The 16,425-nt window shown below is 70.5% G+C and carries 16 protein-coding genes and 2 tRNA genes; 9 read left to right on the plus strand and 9 right to left on the minus strand.

Annotated elements, in window-relative coordinates; translation table 11 throughout:
* A partial coding sequence (locus AB4Z02_RS14430) for a hypothetical protein (RefSeq protein WP_441971760.1) occupies window positions 1-204 on the plus strand: 204 nt, incomplete at its 5' end.
* A gap of 101 nt (window positions 205-305) precedes the next feature.
* On the opposite strand, the gene clpX is transcribed toward AB4Z02_RS14430, so the two are convergent.
* Window positions 306-1,580 (minus strand): ATP-dependent Clp protease ATP-binding subunit ClpX, encoded by a 1,275-nt coding sequence (gene clpX / locus AB4Z02_RS14435; protein ID WP_056884749.1) that lies wholly within the window; start codon window positions 1,578-1,580, stop codon window positions 306-308.
* A gap of 351 nt (window positions 1,581-1,931) precedes the next feature.
* Here clpX and AB4Z02_RS14440 point away from each other — a divergent pair, with 351 nt between their 5' ends.
* Complete coding sequence (locus tag AB4Z02_RS14440; protein WP_441971763.1) at window positions 1,932-3,017, plus strand: TerC family protein; 1,086 nt, start codon at window positions 1,932-1,934, stop codon at window positions 3,015-3,017.
* Window positions 3,018-3,057: 40 nt separating this feature from the next.
* On the opposite strand, the gene AB4Z02_RS14445 is transcribed toward AB4Z02_RS14440, so the two are convergent.
* The 3 genes from AB4Z02_RS14445 to AB4Z02_RS14455 form a co-directional block, all read right to left on the minus strand.
* Window positions 3,058-3,723 carry an ATP-dependent Clp protease proteolytic subunit gene (locus AB4Z02_RS14445; RefSeq protein WP_056884751.1) on the minus strand — a complete coding sequence of 222 codons (666 nt, stop codon included), beginning with the start codon at window positions 3,721-3,723 and terminating at the stop codon, window positions 3,058-3,060.
* An 8-nt stretch (window positions 3,724-3,731) separates the two neighbouring features.
* Window positions 3,732-4,385 (minus strand): ATP-dependent Clp protease proteolytic subunit, encoded by a 654-nt coding sequence (locus AB4Z02_RS14450; RefSeq protein ID WP_056884752.1) that lies wholly within the window; start codon window positions 4,383-4,385, stop codon window positions 3,732-3,734.
* 196 nt (window positions 4,386-4,581) lie between these two features.
* Window positions 4,582-5,814, minus strand: coding sequence for an MFS transporter (locus AB4Z02_RS14455; RefSeq protein ID WP_441971766.1), 1,233 nt, complete (start codon window positions 5,812-5,814; stop codon window positions 4,582-4,584).
* A 63-nt stretch (window positions 5,815-5,877) separates the two neighbouring features.
* On the opposite strand from AB4Z02_RS14455, the gene AB4Z02_RS14460 reads away from it, so the two are divergent.
* Window positions 5,878-6,951, plus strand: coding sequence for a LacI family DNA-binding transcriptional regulator (locus AB4Z02_RS14460; protein WP_441971768.1), 1,074 nt, complete (start codon window positions 5,878-5,880; stop codon window positions 6,949-6,951).
* Between the two features lie 29 nt (window positions 6,952-6,980).
* On the opposite strand, the gene AB4Z02_RS14465 is transcribed toward AB4Z02_RS14460, so the two are convergent.
* Window positions 6,981-7,460 carry a hypothetical protein gene (locus tag AB4Z02_RS14465; RefSeq protein WP_441971770.1) on the minus strand — a complete coding sequence of 160 codons (480 nt, stop codon included), beginning with the start codon at window positions 7,458-7,460 and terminating at the stop codon, window positions 6,981-6,983.
* A gap of 107 nt (window positions 7,461-7,567) precedes the next feature.
* Window positions 7,568-8,890 (minus strand): trigger factor, encoded by a 1,323-nt coding sequence (tig, locus tag AB4Z02_RS14470; protein WP_441971772.1) that lies wholly within the window; start codon window positions 8,888-8,890, stop codon window positions 7,568-7,570.
* 329 nt (window positions 8,891-9,219) lie between these two features.
* On the opposite strand from tig, the gene AB4Z02_RS14475 reads away from it, so the two are divergent.
* The 3 genes from AB4Z02_RS14475 (at window position 9,220) to AB4Z02_RS14485 (ending at window position 12,482) form a co-directional block, all read left to right on the plus strand.
* Window positions 9,220-10,416 carry a S53 family peptidase gene (locus AB4Z02_RS14475; RefSeq protein ID WP_441971774.1) on the plus strand — a complete coding sequence of 399 codons (1,197 nt, stop codon included), beginning with the start codon at window positions 9,220-9,222 and terminating at the stop codon, window positions 10,414-10,416.
* 117 nt (window positions 10,417-10,533) lie between these two features.
* Window positions 10,534-11,064 (plus strand): hypothetical protein, encoded by a 531-nt coding sequence (locus AB4Z02_RS14480; RefSeq protein ID WP_441971776.1) that lies wholly within the window; start codon window positions 10,534-10,536, stop codon window positions 11,062-11,064.
* A complete protein-coding gene (locus tag AB4Z02_RS14485) occupies window positions 11,061-12,482 on the plus strand; it encodes a dihydrolipoyl dehydrogenase family protein (RefSeq protein ID WP_441971778.1) in 1,422 nt (473 codons plus the stop codon). Before AB4Z02_RS14480 ends, AB4Z02_RS14485 begins: the two co-directional genes overlap by 4 nt.
* A 116-nt stretch (window positions 12,483-12,598) precedes the next feature.
* On the opposite strand, the gene AB4Z02_RS14490 is transcribed toward AB4Z02_RS14485, so the two are convergent.
* Window positions 12,599-12,669, minus strand: a tRNA-Gly gene (locus AB4Z02_RS14490).
* Between the two features lie 89 nt (window positions 12,670-12,758).
* On the opposite strand from AB4Z02_RS14490, the gene AB4Z02_RS14495 reads away from it, so the two are divergent.
* A tRNA-Pro gene (locus tag AB4Z02_RS14495) sits at window positions 12,759-12,832 on the plus strand.
* On the opposite strand, the gene trmB is transcribed toward AB4Z02_RS14495, so the two are convergent.
* Window positions 12,824-13,579, minus strand: coding sequence for a tRNA (guanosine(46)-N7)-methyltransferase TrmB (trmB, locus tag AB4Z02_RS14500; RefSeq protein WP_441971780.1), 756 nt, complete (start codon window positions 13,577-13,579; stop codon window positions 12,824-12,826). The two genes, AB4Z02_RS14495 and trmB, sit on opposite strands and share 9 nt — an antisense overlap.
* 202 nt (window positions 13,580-13,781) lie before the next feature.
* On the opposite strand from trmB, the gene AB4Z02_RS14505 reads away from it, so the two are divergent.
* The gene (locus AB4Z02_RS14505) at window positions 13,782-14,303 is read left to right on the plus strand and encodes a recombinase family protein (protein WP_441971782.1); all 522 of its coding nucleotides are present in this window, start codon (window positions 13,782-13,784) and stop codon (window positions 14,301-14,303) included.
* A 491-nt stretch (window positions 14,304-14,794) separates the two neighbouring features.
* Here AB4Z02_RS14505 and AB4Z02_RS14510 read toward each other — a convergent pair whose 3' ends face one another.
* A complete protein-coding gene (locus AB4Z02_RS14510; protein WP_441971784.1) occupies window positions 14,795-15,643 on the minus strand; it encodes a DUF4393 domain-containing protein in 849 nt (282 codons plus the stop codon).
* 260 nt (window positions 15,644-15,903) lie between these two features.
* On the opposite strand from AB4Z02_RS14510, the gene AB4Z02_RS14515 reads away from it, so the two are divergent.
* Complete coding sequence (locus AB4Z02_RS14515) at window positions 15,904-16,404, plus strand: DUF4395 domain-containing protein (RefSeq protein ID WP_441971786.1); 501 nt, start codon at window positions 15,904-15,906, stop codon at window positions 16,402-16,404.
* The last annotated feature ends 21 nt before the right edge of the window (window positions 16,405-16,425 follow it).

A 16,425-nucleotide genomic window follows, 5' to 3' on the forward strand; every position in this document is an offset into this window, starting at 1 on the left:
CCGCTCCCCCGCGCGACGCTGCGCCGGTGGGCCCGCCGGGGCGCCGTCGTCGCCGGCCTCACGCTCCCGGTGTGGACGCTGGCGCTGGTCGCCGGGGAGCAGCGCGTGCCCGGCGAGGTCGGCCTCACGTATGCCGCCATCGCCGCAGCCGCGGTGCTCGCCCTGGCCGTGCACCTCCTGGCGCGCGACGACGACCGGGGTTGACGCGGCCGTCCCGTCGACCGCAGGTCACGCGCCGTCCCGCTCCTCCGACGCGTGAGGGGCCGCCCGGACGTCCGGGCGGCCCCTCACGGGTGTCGGTGGGGTCAGGCGGAGCGCTTGCGCGTGCGCTTGGGCTCCTCGTCGCGGCGCACGATCGTCGGCAGGACGTTGTCCTGGACGACCTCCTTGGTGACCACGACGCGGGAGATGCCGTCGTCGCTGGGGACGTCGAACATCACCGGCAGGAGCACCTCCTCCATGATCGCGCGGAGGCCACGGGCGCCCGTGCCGCGCTTGAGGGCCGAGTCGGCGATGGCCTGCAGCGCGTCGTCGGTGAACTCGAGCTCGACGCCGTCGATCTCGAACATCTTCTTGTACTGCTTGACCAGGGCGTTGCGCGGCTCGGACAGGATGGTCACCAGCGCCGACTGGTCGAGCGGGCTGACCGTGGTGATGACCGGCAGGCGACCGATGAACTCGGGGATGAGCCCGAACTTCATCAGGTCCTCGGGCATCACCTCGCCGATGGAGTCGGCCAGGTCCTTCGGCGTGTGCAGCTCGGAGCCGAAGCCCAGGCCCTTCTTGCCGTTGCGCGACTCGACGAGCTTCTCGAGGCCGGCGAACGCGCCACCGACGATGAACAGCACGTTGGTGGTGTCGATCTGGATGAACTCCTGGTGCGGGTGCTTGCGACCGCCCTGCGGCGGGACCGACGCGGTCGTGCCCTCGAGGATCTTCAGCAGCGCCTGCTGCACTCCCTCACCGGACACGTCACGGGTGATCGAGGGGTTCTCGGACTTGCGGGCGATCTTGTCGACCTCGTCGATGTAGATGATGCCCGTCTCGGCCTTCTTGACGTCGTAGTCGGCGGCCTGGATGAGCTTGAGGAGGATGTTCTCGACGTCCTCGCCGACGTAGCCGGCCTCGGTCAGGGCCGTCGCGTCGGCGATGGCGAAGGGCACGTTGAGCATGCGCGCGAGCGTCTGCGCCAGGTAGGTCTTGCCGCAGCCGGTCGGGCCGATGAGCAGGATGTTGGACTTCGCGATGTCGACGGACTCGACGTCCTTCTTCGCGGTCGCCTCGCCGGCCTGGATCCGCTTGTAGTGGTTGTAGACCGCGACGGCGAGCGCCTTCTTCGCGACGTCCTGCCCCACGACGTAGTTCTGGAGGAAGTCGAAGATCTCGCGGGGCTTGGGCAGCTCGTCCAGGCCCAGCTCGGAGGACTCGGCGAGCTCCTCCTCGATGATCTCGTTGCACAGGTCGATGCACTCGTCACAGATGTAGACACCCGGACCCGCGATCAGCTTCTTGACCTGCTTCTGGCTCTTGCCACAGAACGAGCACTTCAGCAGGTCGCCGCTCTCTCCCATGCGTGCCACTGGCGTCCTCCGGTCCGTTCCGTTCGCATGCTGCCCAGGCCGAGCAGCACCGGCCCCGACGCTACAGCGCCGAGGGCCTCCTACGCTCCATTGAAACCGCCGAGTCGGGTCCCAGTCAGCCTTGTCCGCTGAGGGCGGACAACTGCCGCCAACCCACGGACTGCCCCTTGCGGCAGGTCGCTGAAGTTGGTGGGTGGCGCCGCGCGCCGGTACCCTGTCCACCACGAGGGGAGTACTTCCCAGAGCCGGTCCGGTCAGTACGAGCACCCCATGGTGCTCCCGGACGGCGCCGCGCCCCACCGGTGCGGTGAAGGAGACCTCGGACGGCTCGACCCGCCCGAGGAACCCCCAATGACACCTGGACTTCCCCAGCTCCCCCACACCCTCGTCACCGCCGCAGCCGACCCCGCCGCAGGCGACTCGATCGGCACCCCCACGCTGTGGGCGGTCAGCATCGCGGGCGTCCTGCTGCTCGTGCTGCTCGACTTCCTGCTCACCCGCCGGCCCCACGAGGTCTCCATGAAGGAGGCCGTCGGCTGGTCGGCCTTCTACATCGCCCTGCCCGTCGCCTTCGGCGGCTACCTGTGGTCCCAGCACGGCGGGACGATCGGCGTCGAGTACTACACCGGCTACCTCGTCGAGAAGTCGCTGTCGGTCGACAACCTGTTCGTGTTCATGCTGCTACTGGCGGCGTTCGCGGTGCCCCGCGAGCTCCAGCAGCGCGTGCTGCTCATCGGCGTGGTCGGGGCGCTGGCGCTGCGCGGGGTCTTCATCGCCCTCGGCGCCCAGATGCTGCAGACGTTCGACTGGACGTTCCTGCTGTTCGGGGCCGTGCTCCTGGTCACCGGCGTCAAGTTGCTCAAGGACGCCCTGTCCGGCCAGGACCACACCATCGACGTGTCCCGGATGCGCAGCGTCCGGCTGCTGTCCAGGGTCATGCCCGTCGAGGACGGCTACCACTCGACCGCCATGACCGTACGGCGCCCCGACCGCCACGCTGGGCGCCGCGCCCTCACCCCGCTCGCGCTGGTCACCGTCGCCATCCTCGCCACGGACATCGTCTTCGCGGTCGACTCGGTGCCTGCGGTCTACGGCATCACCGGCGACCCCTACCTCGTGTTCGCCACCAACGCCTTCGCGCTGCTCGGCCTGCGCGCCCTGTACTTCGTGCTCGAGGGTGCGCTGTCGCGGCTCGTCCACCTCGGCTACGGCCTCGCGGCCATCCTCGGCTTCATCGGCGTCAAGCTCGTCCTGCACTGGGCGCACGGCGTCTGGCCGTCGGCCCCCCAGGTCCCCACGCTCGCCTCCCTGGGCGTGATCGTCGGCATCCTCGCCGTGGTGACGGCCACGAGCCTGGCCGCCACCCGCGGGGGCAGGGACGCGGGCGGGCACGACGATGCCGCCCACTCGGAGCCCCACGCGGTGCGGGGGCGGTGAGCGGGCGGCATCGGGCCGCGGCGCCGTACGGCGCGCAGCGTCAGTCGTCGAGCGTGGCCTTGCGCGAGCCGAGCACCTCGTCGATGAGGCCGTACTCCTTGGCCTCCGCGGCGGAGAGGATCTTGTCGCGCTCGATGTCGTTGCGGACCTGCTCGATGGTCCGGCCGGTGTGGCCCGCCCAGGTCTCCTCGAGCCAGGTGCGCATGCGCAGCACCTCGTTGGCCTGGATCTCGATGTCGGAGGCCTGGCCGTAGTCACCGCCGGCGAGCGCCGGCTGGTGGATGAGGATCCGGGCGTTCGGGAGGGCGAACCGCTTGCCCTTCGCACCTGCCGACAGCAGCACCGCGGCCGCCGAGGCGGCCTGCCCGATGACGAACGTCTGCACGTCCGGGCGGATGTACTGCATGGTGTCGTAGATGGCCGTCATGGCCGTGAACGAGCCACCGGGGCTGTTGATGTACATCAGGATGTCGCGGTCGGGGTCCTGGGACTCGAGCACGATCAGCTGGGCGATGACGTCGTCGGCGGACGCGTCGTCGACCTGCACCCCGAGGAAGATGATGCGGTCCTCGAACAGCTTGGTGTAGGGGTCGAGGCGCTTCATGCCGTAGGAGGTGCGCTCCTCGAACTGCGGCAGGATGTAGCGGCTCGAGGGGCCGGGCACGTGGAGACCGCCGTGCATCGCGGGGTTGACGTCGTAGTTCATCGAGGTCCTCACTTGTCCCCGGTGACGGGGTTGTCGTCGGTTGCGCTGCGGCCGCCGGCCTGGGAGGCGCTGCTGAACACGTGGTCGACGAAGCCGTACTCCTTGGCCTCCTCGGCGCTGAACCAGCGGTCACGGTCGGAGTCGAGCTCGATCTGCTCCTTGGTCTGACCGGTGTGCTGGGCGATGAGCTCGGCCATCTGGTTCTTGACGTAGAGCATCTGCTCGGCCTGGATCTTGATGTCCGAGGCGGTGCCGCCGATGCCGCCCGAGGGCTGGTGCATCATGACGCGGGCGTGCGGCGTGGCGTAGCGCTTGCCGTGCGTGCCGGCCGAGAGCAGGAACTGCCCCATGGAGGCAGCCATGCCCATCGCGACGGTCGCGACGTCGTTGGGGATCCAGTTCATCGTGTCGTAGATCGCCATGCCCGCGGAGATGGAGCCACCGGGGCTGTTGATGTAGAGCCAGATGTCCTTGCTGGGGTCCTCGGCGGCGAGCAGCAGCAGCTGCGCGCAGATCGCGTTCGCGTTGTCGTCGCGGACGTCCGAGCCGAGGAAGATGATCCGCTCCTTGAGGAGGCGGTTGTAGATGTGGTCGTCCAGACCGCCTTGCGGGCCCTCGCCCGCACCGACGATCCTCTGTGGCGTCTCGGCGCTGCTCACCATGTCTCTTTTCCCTTGGCGTCCTTGGCTTGCAGTGACCCTAACGCGGACGTGGTGGGCGTAAGTCCCCGATCCACGCCGTGTTCGCCCTGAGCGCACAGGCCGGGTACGGCGTCGAGCCCCTGCCGCACGCACGCCGGCACGGGCGCGCCCCAGGTTCCCCGTGCACGGGACCGGGGGCGCGACGGCTCGGGAGTGGTCAGGCGGAGACCTTGGCCTCCGCCTCGGTGGAGACCCCCCGCAGCTCGCGGGTCTGCGGGATGACGAGCATCGCGAGCACGACCATGACGGTCACCGCCATCAGCGAGCGGAGCACGGTGAAGTGGTCGCCGAGGAAGCCGAGCAGGGGTGGCCCCGCGATGAACGCGGTGTAGCCGATGGTGGCGACGACCGACATCCGCGCCGCGGCGCGCGCCGGGTCGTCGGCGGAGGCGCTGATGCCGACGGGGAAGCCGAGGGACGCGCCCACACCCCAGATGGCCGCACCGACGTAGGCGAGCACCGTGCCGCCGAAGATCACCATGAGCGAACCCACGGCCGCCATGACGAAGGTGACTCGCAGCACCGGCACCCGCCCGTAGCGGTCGAGCAGCCGGGTGCCGAGGAGGCGGCCGGCGGTCATGAAGGACAGGAACGCGGCGAGGCCGAGCACCCCGGCCCAGCGCGGTAGGTCGTAGCCCTCGGAGAAGGCCACGGAGATCCAGTCGTTGGCGGTGCCCTCGGTGAAGGCCGCCGCCAGCACGACGAGCCCGATCATCAGGGTCCGGGGCTCCAGCCAGGCCGAGCGCGGTTTCACGGGCCGGGCCACCTCCGCCTCGGTGAGCTCGGCCTCTGCCTCGACCGCACGTGGGAGGAAGGAGCGCAGGGCCCACGCCGCGACGACGGACGCGACCACGATCACGCCGCCGAAGTGCGCGAGCAGCGGCACCTTGGCCCACGACATCCCCGCCCCGACCAGCGCGCTCAGCACCGTGCCGCCGGAGAACGCCGCGTGGAAGTGCGGCATGACGGTCCGGCCGAGCAGCCGCTCCACGGCGGCGCCCTCGAGGTTCATCGCGACGTCCCACAGCCCGACGCCGATGCCGACGAAGTACAGGCCGGCCGCGACGACCCAGCGGGACTCGACCAGGTCGACGCCTGCGGCGACCACCAGCAGCCCGGCGAAGGAGACGATGACACCGGTCACGACGGTGCGCGCGGCGCCAATGCGGTCGGCCACCCGCCCCGCCGACGGGAGCGCCGTGAGCGAGCCGGCCGAGGCGGCGAAGAGGGTGAGCCCGAGCTGGCCGGCCGAGAGCCCGAGCGCCGCCTTGGCGTCGGGGATGCGGGCGGCGAACGAGGCAAAGGCGATGCCGGCGAGGGCGAAGACGACGAAGACGGCGTTGCGGGCGGCGACGACGCGGGTGCGGTCGAGGGAGGCGGTGTGGTTCACGAAGGGCTTTCAGGGCGAGCGGTCGAATCGATTCGATCGAATCGTTTCGATAGTGTGTCGCGCATGACCACCGACCGTCAACCCCGGGCCACGCTGCGGGCTGTCGCCGAGGCCGCGGGCGTCTCCACCTCGACGGCCTCGCTCGCCTTCAGCGGCAAGGGGCCGGTGGCCGCCGACACCGTCGAGCGCGTCCTGGCCGCTGCGGCGCGCCTGGGCTACACCGGGCCCGACCCGCTCGCCTCGTCGCTGCGCCACGGCCGGTCCGGCGTCGTGGGCGTCATCGTCGAAGGACGCCTGCTGCACGCCTTCCGCGACCCGTTCGCCGTCAGCGTCCTCGACGGGCTCTCGCAGGTGCTCGACGAGGTGCCCGCCGGGATGCTGCTCATCGCCCAGCACGCCGGCTCACCCGAGAAGGCGATCCCCCAGCTGGCCGGCACGGCCCTGGACGCGGTGGTCTTCTCGCTGTGCGGGCCCGACGACAACCCGGCCGTCGACCACCTCGCCGCCCGCGGCATCCCCATGGTCGGCGACGGCTCCCCCGCCGACGAGCGCGTCGTGCAGCTCGCGCTCGACAACCGGGGCGGCAGCGCCGCCGTGAGCCGCCACCTGAAGGACCTCGGCCACCGCCGCGTCGCCCACCTCATGATGCCGCTGCGCCACGACAGCCCCACCGGGCTGGCGACCCGCACGGCGCTCGACGACGCCGAGTTCGCCGACAGCCGCGACCGGGCGCTGGGGTTCCTCGACGTCTTCGACGACTCGTCGCTGATGGCGCAGACCTCGCTGCCCGACGTGGAGCAGGGTGCTGCCGCGGCCAGGCTGCTGCTCGACCGTCCCCCTGCCGACCGCCCCACAGCCGTGGTCGCACAGTCGGACCTGCTCGCGATGGGCGTGGTCCGTGCCGCGGACGAGCTGGGACTGCGGGTGCCCGAGGACCTCAGCGTCACCGGGTTCGACGGTGTCGAGCTGCCGTGGTTCCCGGGCACCCTGACGACCATCGACCAGCACGGTGAGCAGAAGGGGCGCCGGCTCGGGGAGCTGCTGCGCCGTCTGCTCGACGGTGAGCGGCCGCAGGACGAGCTGCAGGCCGGCGACCTGCGCATCGGGACGACCACCGCAGCACCTGCGCAGGGCTGAGCCCGGCGTCAGGCGTCAGGCGTCAGGCGTCAGGCGTCGATCGTGGCGCCGACCGCGGGAGAGCCGGCCGCCTGGTCGTCCTGCACGGCTGTGGCCGGGGCCGGCTCGGCGACCGGCGCAGGCTCGGCGACCGGCGCGGGCTCGGCAACGAGGTGCACGGTGATGTAGTGCCCCGAGTCGTCGATCGTGACGGCGCCCTCGAACTCCATCAGGCTGTCGGTGCATCCGACCGCGTGCGCCTCCCACTTGGTCTCCAGCGCCACGACACCCCAGAGCCGCTCGACACCGACACCGGCCTCCCAGGGGGCGACGTCGTCGGCGCAGCGGCAGACACCGATGACCATCTGGTCCGGGTCGTCGGTGCGCCCGAGCTCCACCTCCGCGAACAGCCGGCTCGCCCGCAGCGACCTCTCCAGGGCCGCCTGCAGCGCCGCGGCGTGGCGCGGGTCCGCTCGGTGTGCGTTCTCCTGCACCGCCCACCGCAGCTTGTGGAAGGAGGTCATGTCCATGGAGACAAGGGTCGGGCGCACCGTCACCCGACAGATCCCGCAAACGACGTATGCCGCGCCCCGGGATCCGGGGCGCGGCACACGTTTGCCTGCGGTTGGCTTGCGCCTCAGTCGTGGTCGTGACCCTCGTGGTCGTCGGCTGCCAGCTCGGAGACCATGTCGGTCGCCGTGACCTCGCTGAGGTCGATCTCGGCACCGGCGGTGTCGACGACCTTGGCCTGCTCGAGCACGGTGGCGAGCGCCTTGCGGCGGGCGACCTCGGCGACCATGGCCGGCACCTGACCCTGCTGGTCGATCGCCTGCGCGAACTGGTTGGGGTCCATGCCGTACTGCTGGGCCGACATCACGAGGTACTCGATGAGCTCGGGCTGCTCGACCTTGACCTCGGCCTTCTCGGCGATGGCGTCGAGGAGGAACTGGGCCTTGAGGGCCTTGCGGGTGCTCTCCTCGACCTCGGCGCGGTGCTCGTCGTCCTCGAGGCGGTTCTCGCCCTCGAGGTGGGCGTGCACCTCGGCCTCGACGATGCCGTCGGGCACGGGGACGTCGACGGTCTCGAGGAGGTGCTCGAGGACCTTGTCGCGGGCCTGGACGCCCTGCTCGAACTTCTTGGCCTTCTCCGCCTGCTTGGTGACGTCGGCGCGAAGCTCCTTGAGCGTGTCGAACTCCGACGCCAGCTGGGCGAAGTCGTCGTCGAGGGTGGGCAGCTCGCGGACCTTGACCGACTGCACGCTCACGGTGACGTCGGCGTCCTGGCCCTCGTAGTCACCACCGGCCAGCGGCGCGGTGAACTTCTTGGTCTCGCCGGCGGCCATGCCGAGCAGCGCGTCGTCCATGCCCTCGAGCATGTTGGCCGAGCCGACCTCGTAGGAGATGCCCTTGACCGAGTCGATCTCCTCGTCGCCGATGGAGGCCTCGAGGTCGATCGACACGAAGTCACCGGTCTCGACGACGCGCTCGACGCCCTTGAGGGTGCCGAAGCGCTCCTGCAGCGCGATGAGCCGCTCCTCGACGTCCTCGGGGGACGCCTTGGCCTCGTCGACCTCGACGGTGATGGTGCTGAAGTCCTCGGGCAGCTCGACCTCGGGCCGCACGTCGACCTCGACGGTGAACTTGAGCTCCTGGCCGTCCTCGGCCGGGACCTCGGTCACGTCGACCTCGGGCTGGCCGATGGGGCGGACCTTGTTGTCCTCGACGGCCTGGCCGTAGAACTGCGGCAGGGCCTCGTTGACGGCCTCCTGCAGCACGGCGCCACGGCCGACCCGCTGGTCGATGATGCGCGACGGCACCTTGCCCTTGCGGAATCCGGGGACCTGGATCTGGGAGCCGATGGTCGCGTATGCCGCGTCGAGGCTGGGCTTGAGCTCCTCGAACGGGACCTCGACGGTCAGCTTGACCCGGGTCGGGTTGAGGGTCTCGACGGCACTCTTCACTGCGGGGTACTCCAGGTTCAGGTGGGCAACAGGAAAGGCCCAGTGCGCCGGCGGAAGGCGCGCGCGGGCCAAAAACCCATGGTAGCCCTTGCCGGGTCACGCACCGAACCGAGCCGTCGCCGCAGGTCAGGGGCCTGACCCATACGTGACCGGCGCGACGCCATGACATCCGTCACGACTTTCCGCAAAGTTCTCGCCACCCGCGAGCCATTTCTTCGCAAGGTCACGGACCCGGGCGCGAAAAGCATTGCCTCGCAATGGATACCGGGCACAGGGTCCGACATGGGCGACATCGGTCGCCCATCCCCCCACACCAGGAGAATCCACGCATGCGCAAGCAGATCCTCTCCGTCGCACTGGCGGCCTCGGCATCCCTGGGGCTCGTCACGACCGCGGTCACCACCGCGTCCGCGGCGCCCTCGGCCAAGAGCCACGCCAGCCGTGTCTGTGCCACCCCGTCGTCCCCGACCGTGGCGGCCTGCCACGCGCTCAAGCTCACGGACGACTCGGGGCGCGCGGTCAACCCCTCCGGCCGCCCCATCACCCCCCAGTCGATCTCCGGCAAGACCCCCGCCGACATCCAGAGCGCCTATAAGGTGACCGGGCTGTCCGCCGGCGGTCGCACCGTGGCCATCGTCGACGCCTACGGCTACCCGAACGCCGAGCGCGACCTGGGCGTCTACCGCTCCCAGTGGGGCCTGTCGTCCTGCACGACCGCGAACGGCTGCCTGCGCATCATCAACCAGACCGGCGGCACCTCGCTGCCGCGCTTCAACTCGGGCTGGGCCGGTGAGCAGGCCCTCGACCTCGACGCCGTCTCGGCCACCTGCCCGTCCTGCAAGATCGTCCTCGTGCAGGCCAACAGCGCCAGCCTCACCGACCTCGGCGCCGCGGTGAACACGGCCGCCAAGCAGGCCGGTGTCGCAGCCATCTCCAACAGCTACGGCGGCGGCGACCTGGCCGACAGCTCCTACGGCGCGGCCTACAACCACCCCGGTATCGCGGTCACCGCCTCGACCGGTGACAACGGCTACCAGGGTGGCAGCTTCCCGGCCTCCTCGCACTACGTCACCGCGATCGGCGGCACCTCGCTGTTCAAGGACTCCTCGGCCCGTGGCTGGAACGAGTCGGCCTGGAATGGCGCCGGCTCCGGCTGCACGACCCTCAACGCCGCCCCGACCGGCCAGACCTCGGCCATGACGAGCTGCTCCGGCCGCGCCATCGCCGACGTCTCGGCCGTCGCCGACCCCAACACCGGCCTGGCCACCTACGCCCCGACCACGCAGAACTCCTCGTCGTGGGCGCAGTACGGCGGCACGAGCCTGTCGGCCCCCATCGTCGCCTCGGTCTACGCGCTGAGCGGCAACACCGCCGGCTACGCCAACACCCTCCCCTACGCCCACGCCTCCGGCCTGTTCGACGTGACGTCAGGCTCCAACGGCACGTGCGCCTCGTGGTGCACCGCCAAGAGCGGCTGGGACGGCCCGACCGGCCTCGGCACCCCGAACGGCACCTCGGCCTTCTGACCGGGACCGCACCACCGCACTGCACCACTGCACAGCACTGCACCACCGACGGCCCCGGGCACCGGCCCGGGGCCGTCCGGCACGCGGTACGGGGCCCCCTCCCCCTAGGTTTGGCGCATGAGCCAGCCCTCGTCGCCGCCTCCTCCCGCTCCCCTCGCCCAGCTGCGGATCCTCGCCGGCACCCTCATCGGCGCCCTCGTCGTCCTCGCCGTGGTCATGGCCCCGGCCCTCGGGCTCGAGGGCTACCCGCCCGTCTGGGTGCCTGCGGCGCTGGGCGCGCTCGCGGTCGCGGTGCACCTCCTCGTGCAGGCCGTCGGCTACCGCGTGCCCGCGATCGCCCCGGCGACCCCCGAGTCCGACGCCGCGGCCGCCGGCCGCGCCGCGTACCAGACCTCGATGGTGCTGCGCTTCGCCCTCTGCGAGTCCGTGGCGATGGTCGCCCTCGTCGCGGCGTTCGTCGTCGAGCCCCGCACCGCCATGACCTACGTCGTCGGCGGCACGTTGTCGCTGCTCCTCATGGCCTGGCACGTCTGGCCCTCCGAGCGGCTCGTGCGGCGCGTCGAGCACGAGCTCGACCGCGACGGTGGCCGCTCCCGCCTCTGGGACGCGCTGACCGGCAACCTCGACGCCGGCGCCGTGCGCTCATGAGCGAGCACGAGCAGCCACTCGAGTTCGACGTCGTCGTGGTCGGCGCCGGCCCGGTCGGGGAGAACGCCGCCGACCGCGCCCACAAGGCCGGCCTGACCGTCGCCATCGTCGAGAAGCACCTCGTCGGCGGCGAGTGCAGCTTCTACGCCTGCTCCCCCAGCAAGGCCCTGCTGCGGCCGGTCCACGCGACGCGCGCCTCACAGCGGGTGCAGGGGTCGGAGGGCGCCCACCTCGACCCGAAGGGGGTGCTGGCCCGGCGTGACGCCTGGATCAACCACCTCGACGACAGCGGGCAGGTCGGCTGGCTCGACCACGTCGGCATCACCCTGCTGCGCGGGGAGGGCCGCCTGACCGGCGAGCTCGCGCTCGAGGTGGACGGCCGCGCGGTGCGGGCCCGCAAGGCCGTGGTCTTGGCCACCGGCACCGCCCCGACCGTGCCGCCGATCCCCGGGCTGCAGGGGGCCCGGCCGTGGACCAACCGCGAGGCGACCACCTCCAGGCGCATCCCGAAGCGGCTGGCGGTGCTCGGCGGCGGGGTCGTGGCGTGCGAGCTGGCGCAGGTCTACGCGGCCCTGGGCTCCACCGTGACCATCATCGAGCAGGCGCCCGGCCTGCTCGGCCGCCACGAGGAGTTCGCCGGCACCGCCGTCAAGGAGGCCCTCGAGCGCGACGGGGTCGACGTGCGCGTCGACACCGCTGCGGAGTCGGTGTCACGACTCGGGCCGAGCGGTGAGGTGACCGTCCACCTCGAGGGCGGGGCGAAGGTCGTCGCCGACGAGCTGCTCGTCGCCGTGGGTCGCACGCCCGCCACGAAGGACCTGGGCGTCGAGGCCGTCGGCGGGAAGCTCACGGACGCGGGGTACGTCGCGGTCAACGCCCGCATGGAGGTCGAGGGCGCCGGGGGCGACACCCCGTGGCTGTACGCCGTGGGCGACGTCAACGGCATCGCGTTGCTCACCCACATGGGCAAGTACCAGGCCCGCGCGTGCGGCGACCTGATCGGTGCCCGGGCAGCGGGCCGGGAACCGGACGCCGACCGGACGACGCCGTGGGCGGACGACCTCGGTGCGCCGCAGGTGGTGTTCACCGACCCCGAGGTGGCAGCCGCCGGGCTGACCGAGGCCGAGGCTCGCGAGCGCGGCCTGCGGATCCGGGTCGTCGACCTCCCCATGGACAGCGCGGCCGGTTCGGGCCTGCAGGCCGAGGGGTACCAGGGGCAGGCGCGGATCGTGGTCGACGAGGACGCAGGCGTCCTCGTGGGAGCGACCTTCGTGGGCCAGGACGTGGCCGAGCTCGTCCACGCCGGCACCGTCGCCATCGTCGGCAAGGTTCCGCTCACAACGCTGTGGCACGCGGTTCCGTCCTACCCGACGATGAGCGAGATCTGGCTGCGCCTGCTGGAGGAGTACGGGCTGTGACCACGGGCGCCGGCTACGGGCCCTGAGCATGGGCGGGAAGAGCTGACGCCGACGGCCACCACCGCGACTCTCCACGACGAAGGGCCCCACCGAGAGGTGGGGCCCTTCGCACGATGAGCGGGTGACGAGAATCGAACTCGCGTAGCTAGTTTGGAAGACTAGGGCTCTACCATTGAGCTACACCCGCGCGGCACACCGGCCCCTCCGGGGAGCGGCTGGTCCGGGGCGTTAGCCTAATGCCCGAGATCGCGCGGGCCGAAATCGGCCCGCCGTCCACGGGGTATGGCGCAGCTTGGTAGCGCGTCCGCTTTGGGAGCGGAAGGCCGCCGGTTCGAATCCGGCTACCCCGACAGCACGGCCCGGAACTCGGCGACGCTCCGCCCCGCCTCGAGCCCCTTCGCCTCGAAGCCGTCGGTCGGACGCCACGACGGCCGCTCCCCCTCGGTCACGACGAAGCGCTCGTCGGCGGCGAGCTCGGCACGGGCGTGGTCGGCGTACACGGGGTGGTCGGTGGCGACGAGCAGGTGGCCGCCGGGGACGAGCCGCGAGGCGACCAGGTCGAGGGTGTGCCTGGCCAGGAACCTCCGTTTGCTGTGCTTCGCCTTCGGCCACGGGTCGGGAAAGAACAGGTGCACCGCCGCGAGCGTGGCGACGGCTATGCGCTGCTCGAGCAGGAGCACGGCGTCACCCTGGTGCACCCACACGTTGGACAGACCGCGACGCGCCGCCTCGGCGAGCATCCGGGCGAGGGCCGGCGTGAACACGTCGACGGCCAGGAGGTCGTGGTCGGGGTGTGCCTCGGCGTAGGCGAGCGCGGCCGCCCCGTGCCCGCAACCCACCTCGAGGACCACCGGCGCCTCGCGCCCGAACGCCGCTGCCGGGTCGAGCAGGCCTTCCGGGATGCCGTGGTCGGGGAGCAGCCGCTCCATCCGCTCCCGGGTGAGCGCGGAGAGGCGGCCCCGCCGCGCGGCATACGAGCGGACCCTTCCGCGCACCTCGCCGTTGCCGTCGCCGAACGGCTCCCCGAACTCGTCGTCGAACACCGGCGCCACGTCCGGAGACGGAGCCGGGTCGGAGCCTGCGCCTGCCCTGTGCACCACCCCAGCCTACGAACGAAACGCACATGTCCGAGCGACGGGCTTCCCACCCGGCATGCTGAGGCGCCGTGCTGTTCGGCCGCCGACCCAGCACCCACAACCTGACCACTCCTGTCTGGTCACACAACCGCACCTCCGTTTCAGCGATGTGACCAGACAGTGGAGCAAAGTCGCAGTCCCCAGTGATCGCTAGTCAGCCCCCATGCAGAGGGCAGCAGCGATCTACGCGCGCGTCAGCCAGGACCGCACCGGTGAGGCGCTGGGGGTTAGGCGTCGGTTGCAGGACTGCCGGGCTGAGACCGAGCGGCGAGGCTGGCCGGTCGTGGCCGAGTTCGTGGACGATGACGTGTCCGCGCACAGCGGCAAGGTGCGGCCTCAGTATCGCGCCGGCCCGTCATCCAGTCCTGCACGCAACCGCCGAAAGAACACCCCCACATCAGCCCGCACCTGCCGCGGGTCGTGCTCCCCCGCGCCGCGATATGTCAACGTTCCCAACCGGTTCAACCGGTTCGCCGCGCAGTGCCTCCGCAACCGACCACGTGCCCGACGCCCCCATCATCCCGGGCCCGCTCCGGATCAGCCGCCGGACCACCACCGCGACCACCGTGACGTTAATGCCGCGCCGACACGAAACAACCGCCAGCCTCCCCGGCAGCAGCACACAACCTCAGCGACCACCCCGAAAAGGTGGCCGGAATCCGAACTGATGACGATGACACCCTGACTCCACGACACGAAGGCGGAGCCCCCAGACACGGAAAGTACCGGGAGCCTCTGGCTCGACCGGTGCAAGTGAGTGTGTGTATCAGGGCAACCCCGGCTCGTGCGGTCGAGCCTGGCGGGTCGTGATCCCGTCACCCTGCAAGTCTCGCGGAGCCCGCTTTGGCGTTCCTGCTTGCCTAGCGGCCTGGGCTGGCCATCGTTTGAGTTAGGTGTTGTTCGCCCCCGGTCAGAGGCGCCGCAGGCACATCAGACCCCGCGGACTACACCGTTGTCACCTCAGCCGTTCAGTCACCATTGGCGGTCGCCGTCCCGCTGCGCCAGTCTCTGGCGACTCCTCCGCCCGTCAAGGGTTCGCTCCGCCGCTGCGCGCCCTTGACCGGATCCCCACCGCCAACGACCGCAACTTTGGGACGACGCCCACCCCTGGACTCACCGACGAATTGTGTTGCTGGTTCAAGTGAAGTCGCCGCTGCGCTGGCCTGCGGACTCTGCTCACCGCACGGCCGCCGCGAAGGTCAGGCCGAAGTCCGTCACCCTGCATACACCTCGGTCGAACTCGATCGTCACACCCGCCGCCACATGTTGCTCCTGTAGCCTTTTCAACTCCGGACGGCCTTCGACCCAGGCGTATTGGCCGGGGTCGGTGAAATACCTCTCGTAGTCGACATCAACCAGACCCAGGCGCACCCAGTTGTCAACCCATGCGGCATATTGGGACAGTTCAACAGGCTCGGCAGACTCGGACCGGCTCCGAAGATCGACAACATGCACCTGTACGTAACGGTCACCCGGGTGCTCGACGCTGTTATCAACTCGCCTAAACCTCACGATCGGCACTTGGCCCAGATCGAGTATGGACGTCAGGTGCGACGCCTCTGGAGCCGACAGTTGCTTAATGATTTCGGCAAACGAGGGATGCGCGGCGTCAGGCTTGCGTGCATCACTCGCGGCGGCAAGCAGGTTGAGGTACATCGATTTCAGGTCGGGCTCATCGAGTGAATACGCCAAGCCCTGCATCGCGGGAACGGCCACCGAGGTGCGCGGTGCCACAATGGCTTCATCGGGAATGTCAGCGACCCTTACAGCCATATCTTCTGCAAAGTCGGTCTCGAAATATTGTTGGGCGACCCCCGTCCACTTGGCGAGAGGCTCGTACAACTTGAGCAGCAGATCCTGCTTGATCGCAATCCGCTTGGCGTAACTCTCGGCAGCGCGCTTCATATTCGGCGAGTCCTTCGCCAGTTCAGCTAGCTGCTTTTTGACGGAGGCATCCTCACCCAGCACCTGCCTCCCAGCCGCCATCGCTGCCTTTGCCGCCGCCGCCTCGCCACCCGTCACCATGGCGCGACCCTACAGACATTCAGCGCAATTTGGATGCCGATTAGCCTCCACTTGGAGACGGTGTATTCGTGATTCGTGGCGTTGCCGAGCTAGGTGCACCCGTTCCTCAGCCGGTAGTCCGTGGTTCAGCGTAAGCACCCTCCGCCTTGGGTCCCGCACGAGCCAACCACCCCCAACGCCGCGGCGCCCGGCGGCTGGGCTCACGCCCGAGGGGCGGGACGCCGGAGATAACGGCAGCTTATGTGTCCCATAATGGATCCATGCGCATCTCCCGGTTCCCCAACATCGTCGACGAGGTCGCTGTGCGCCTCATCGCCGGCGTCGTCCTCGTCGTCGGGGTCGTGGCCCTCGCCACCCAGCAGTGGTGGCTCTACGCCGTGCTCGCCGCCGACTTCGTGCTGCGCGCCGGGTGGGGACCGTCGGCGAGCCCGGTCGCCCAGCTGGTGGGTCGCTGGGTCCGCCCCCGGGTCGACGCCGCTCCCCGGTACACCGCCGGGCCGCCGAAGCGGTTCGCCGCGGCCATCGGGGCGGTCCTGACGGTCGCCGCCAGCGCGCTGTGGCTGGCCGGTGCGACGCTGCCCGTGGTCGTCATCGGCGTCGTCATGGTGGTGTTCCCCGCCCTGGAGTCGCTCGCCGGGGTCTGCGTCGGCTGCATCGCCTTCGGCTGGCTCATGCGGCTCGGGGTCATCCCCGAGTCGGTCTGCCTCGAGTGCGCCGACATCAGCCGTCGCAGCAGGCCGCGCGAGAGCGCCGCCGCCTGAGGCGTGGCCTCCAGGACCGGC

The sequence above is a fragment of the Pedococcus sp. 2YAF34 genome, from assembly GCF_052114585.1.
Lineage (GTDB): Bacteria > Actinomycetota > Actinomycetes > Actinomycetales > Dermatophilaceae > Pedococcus.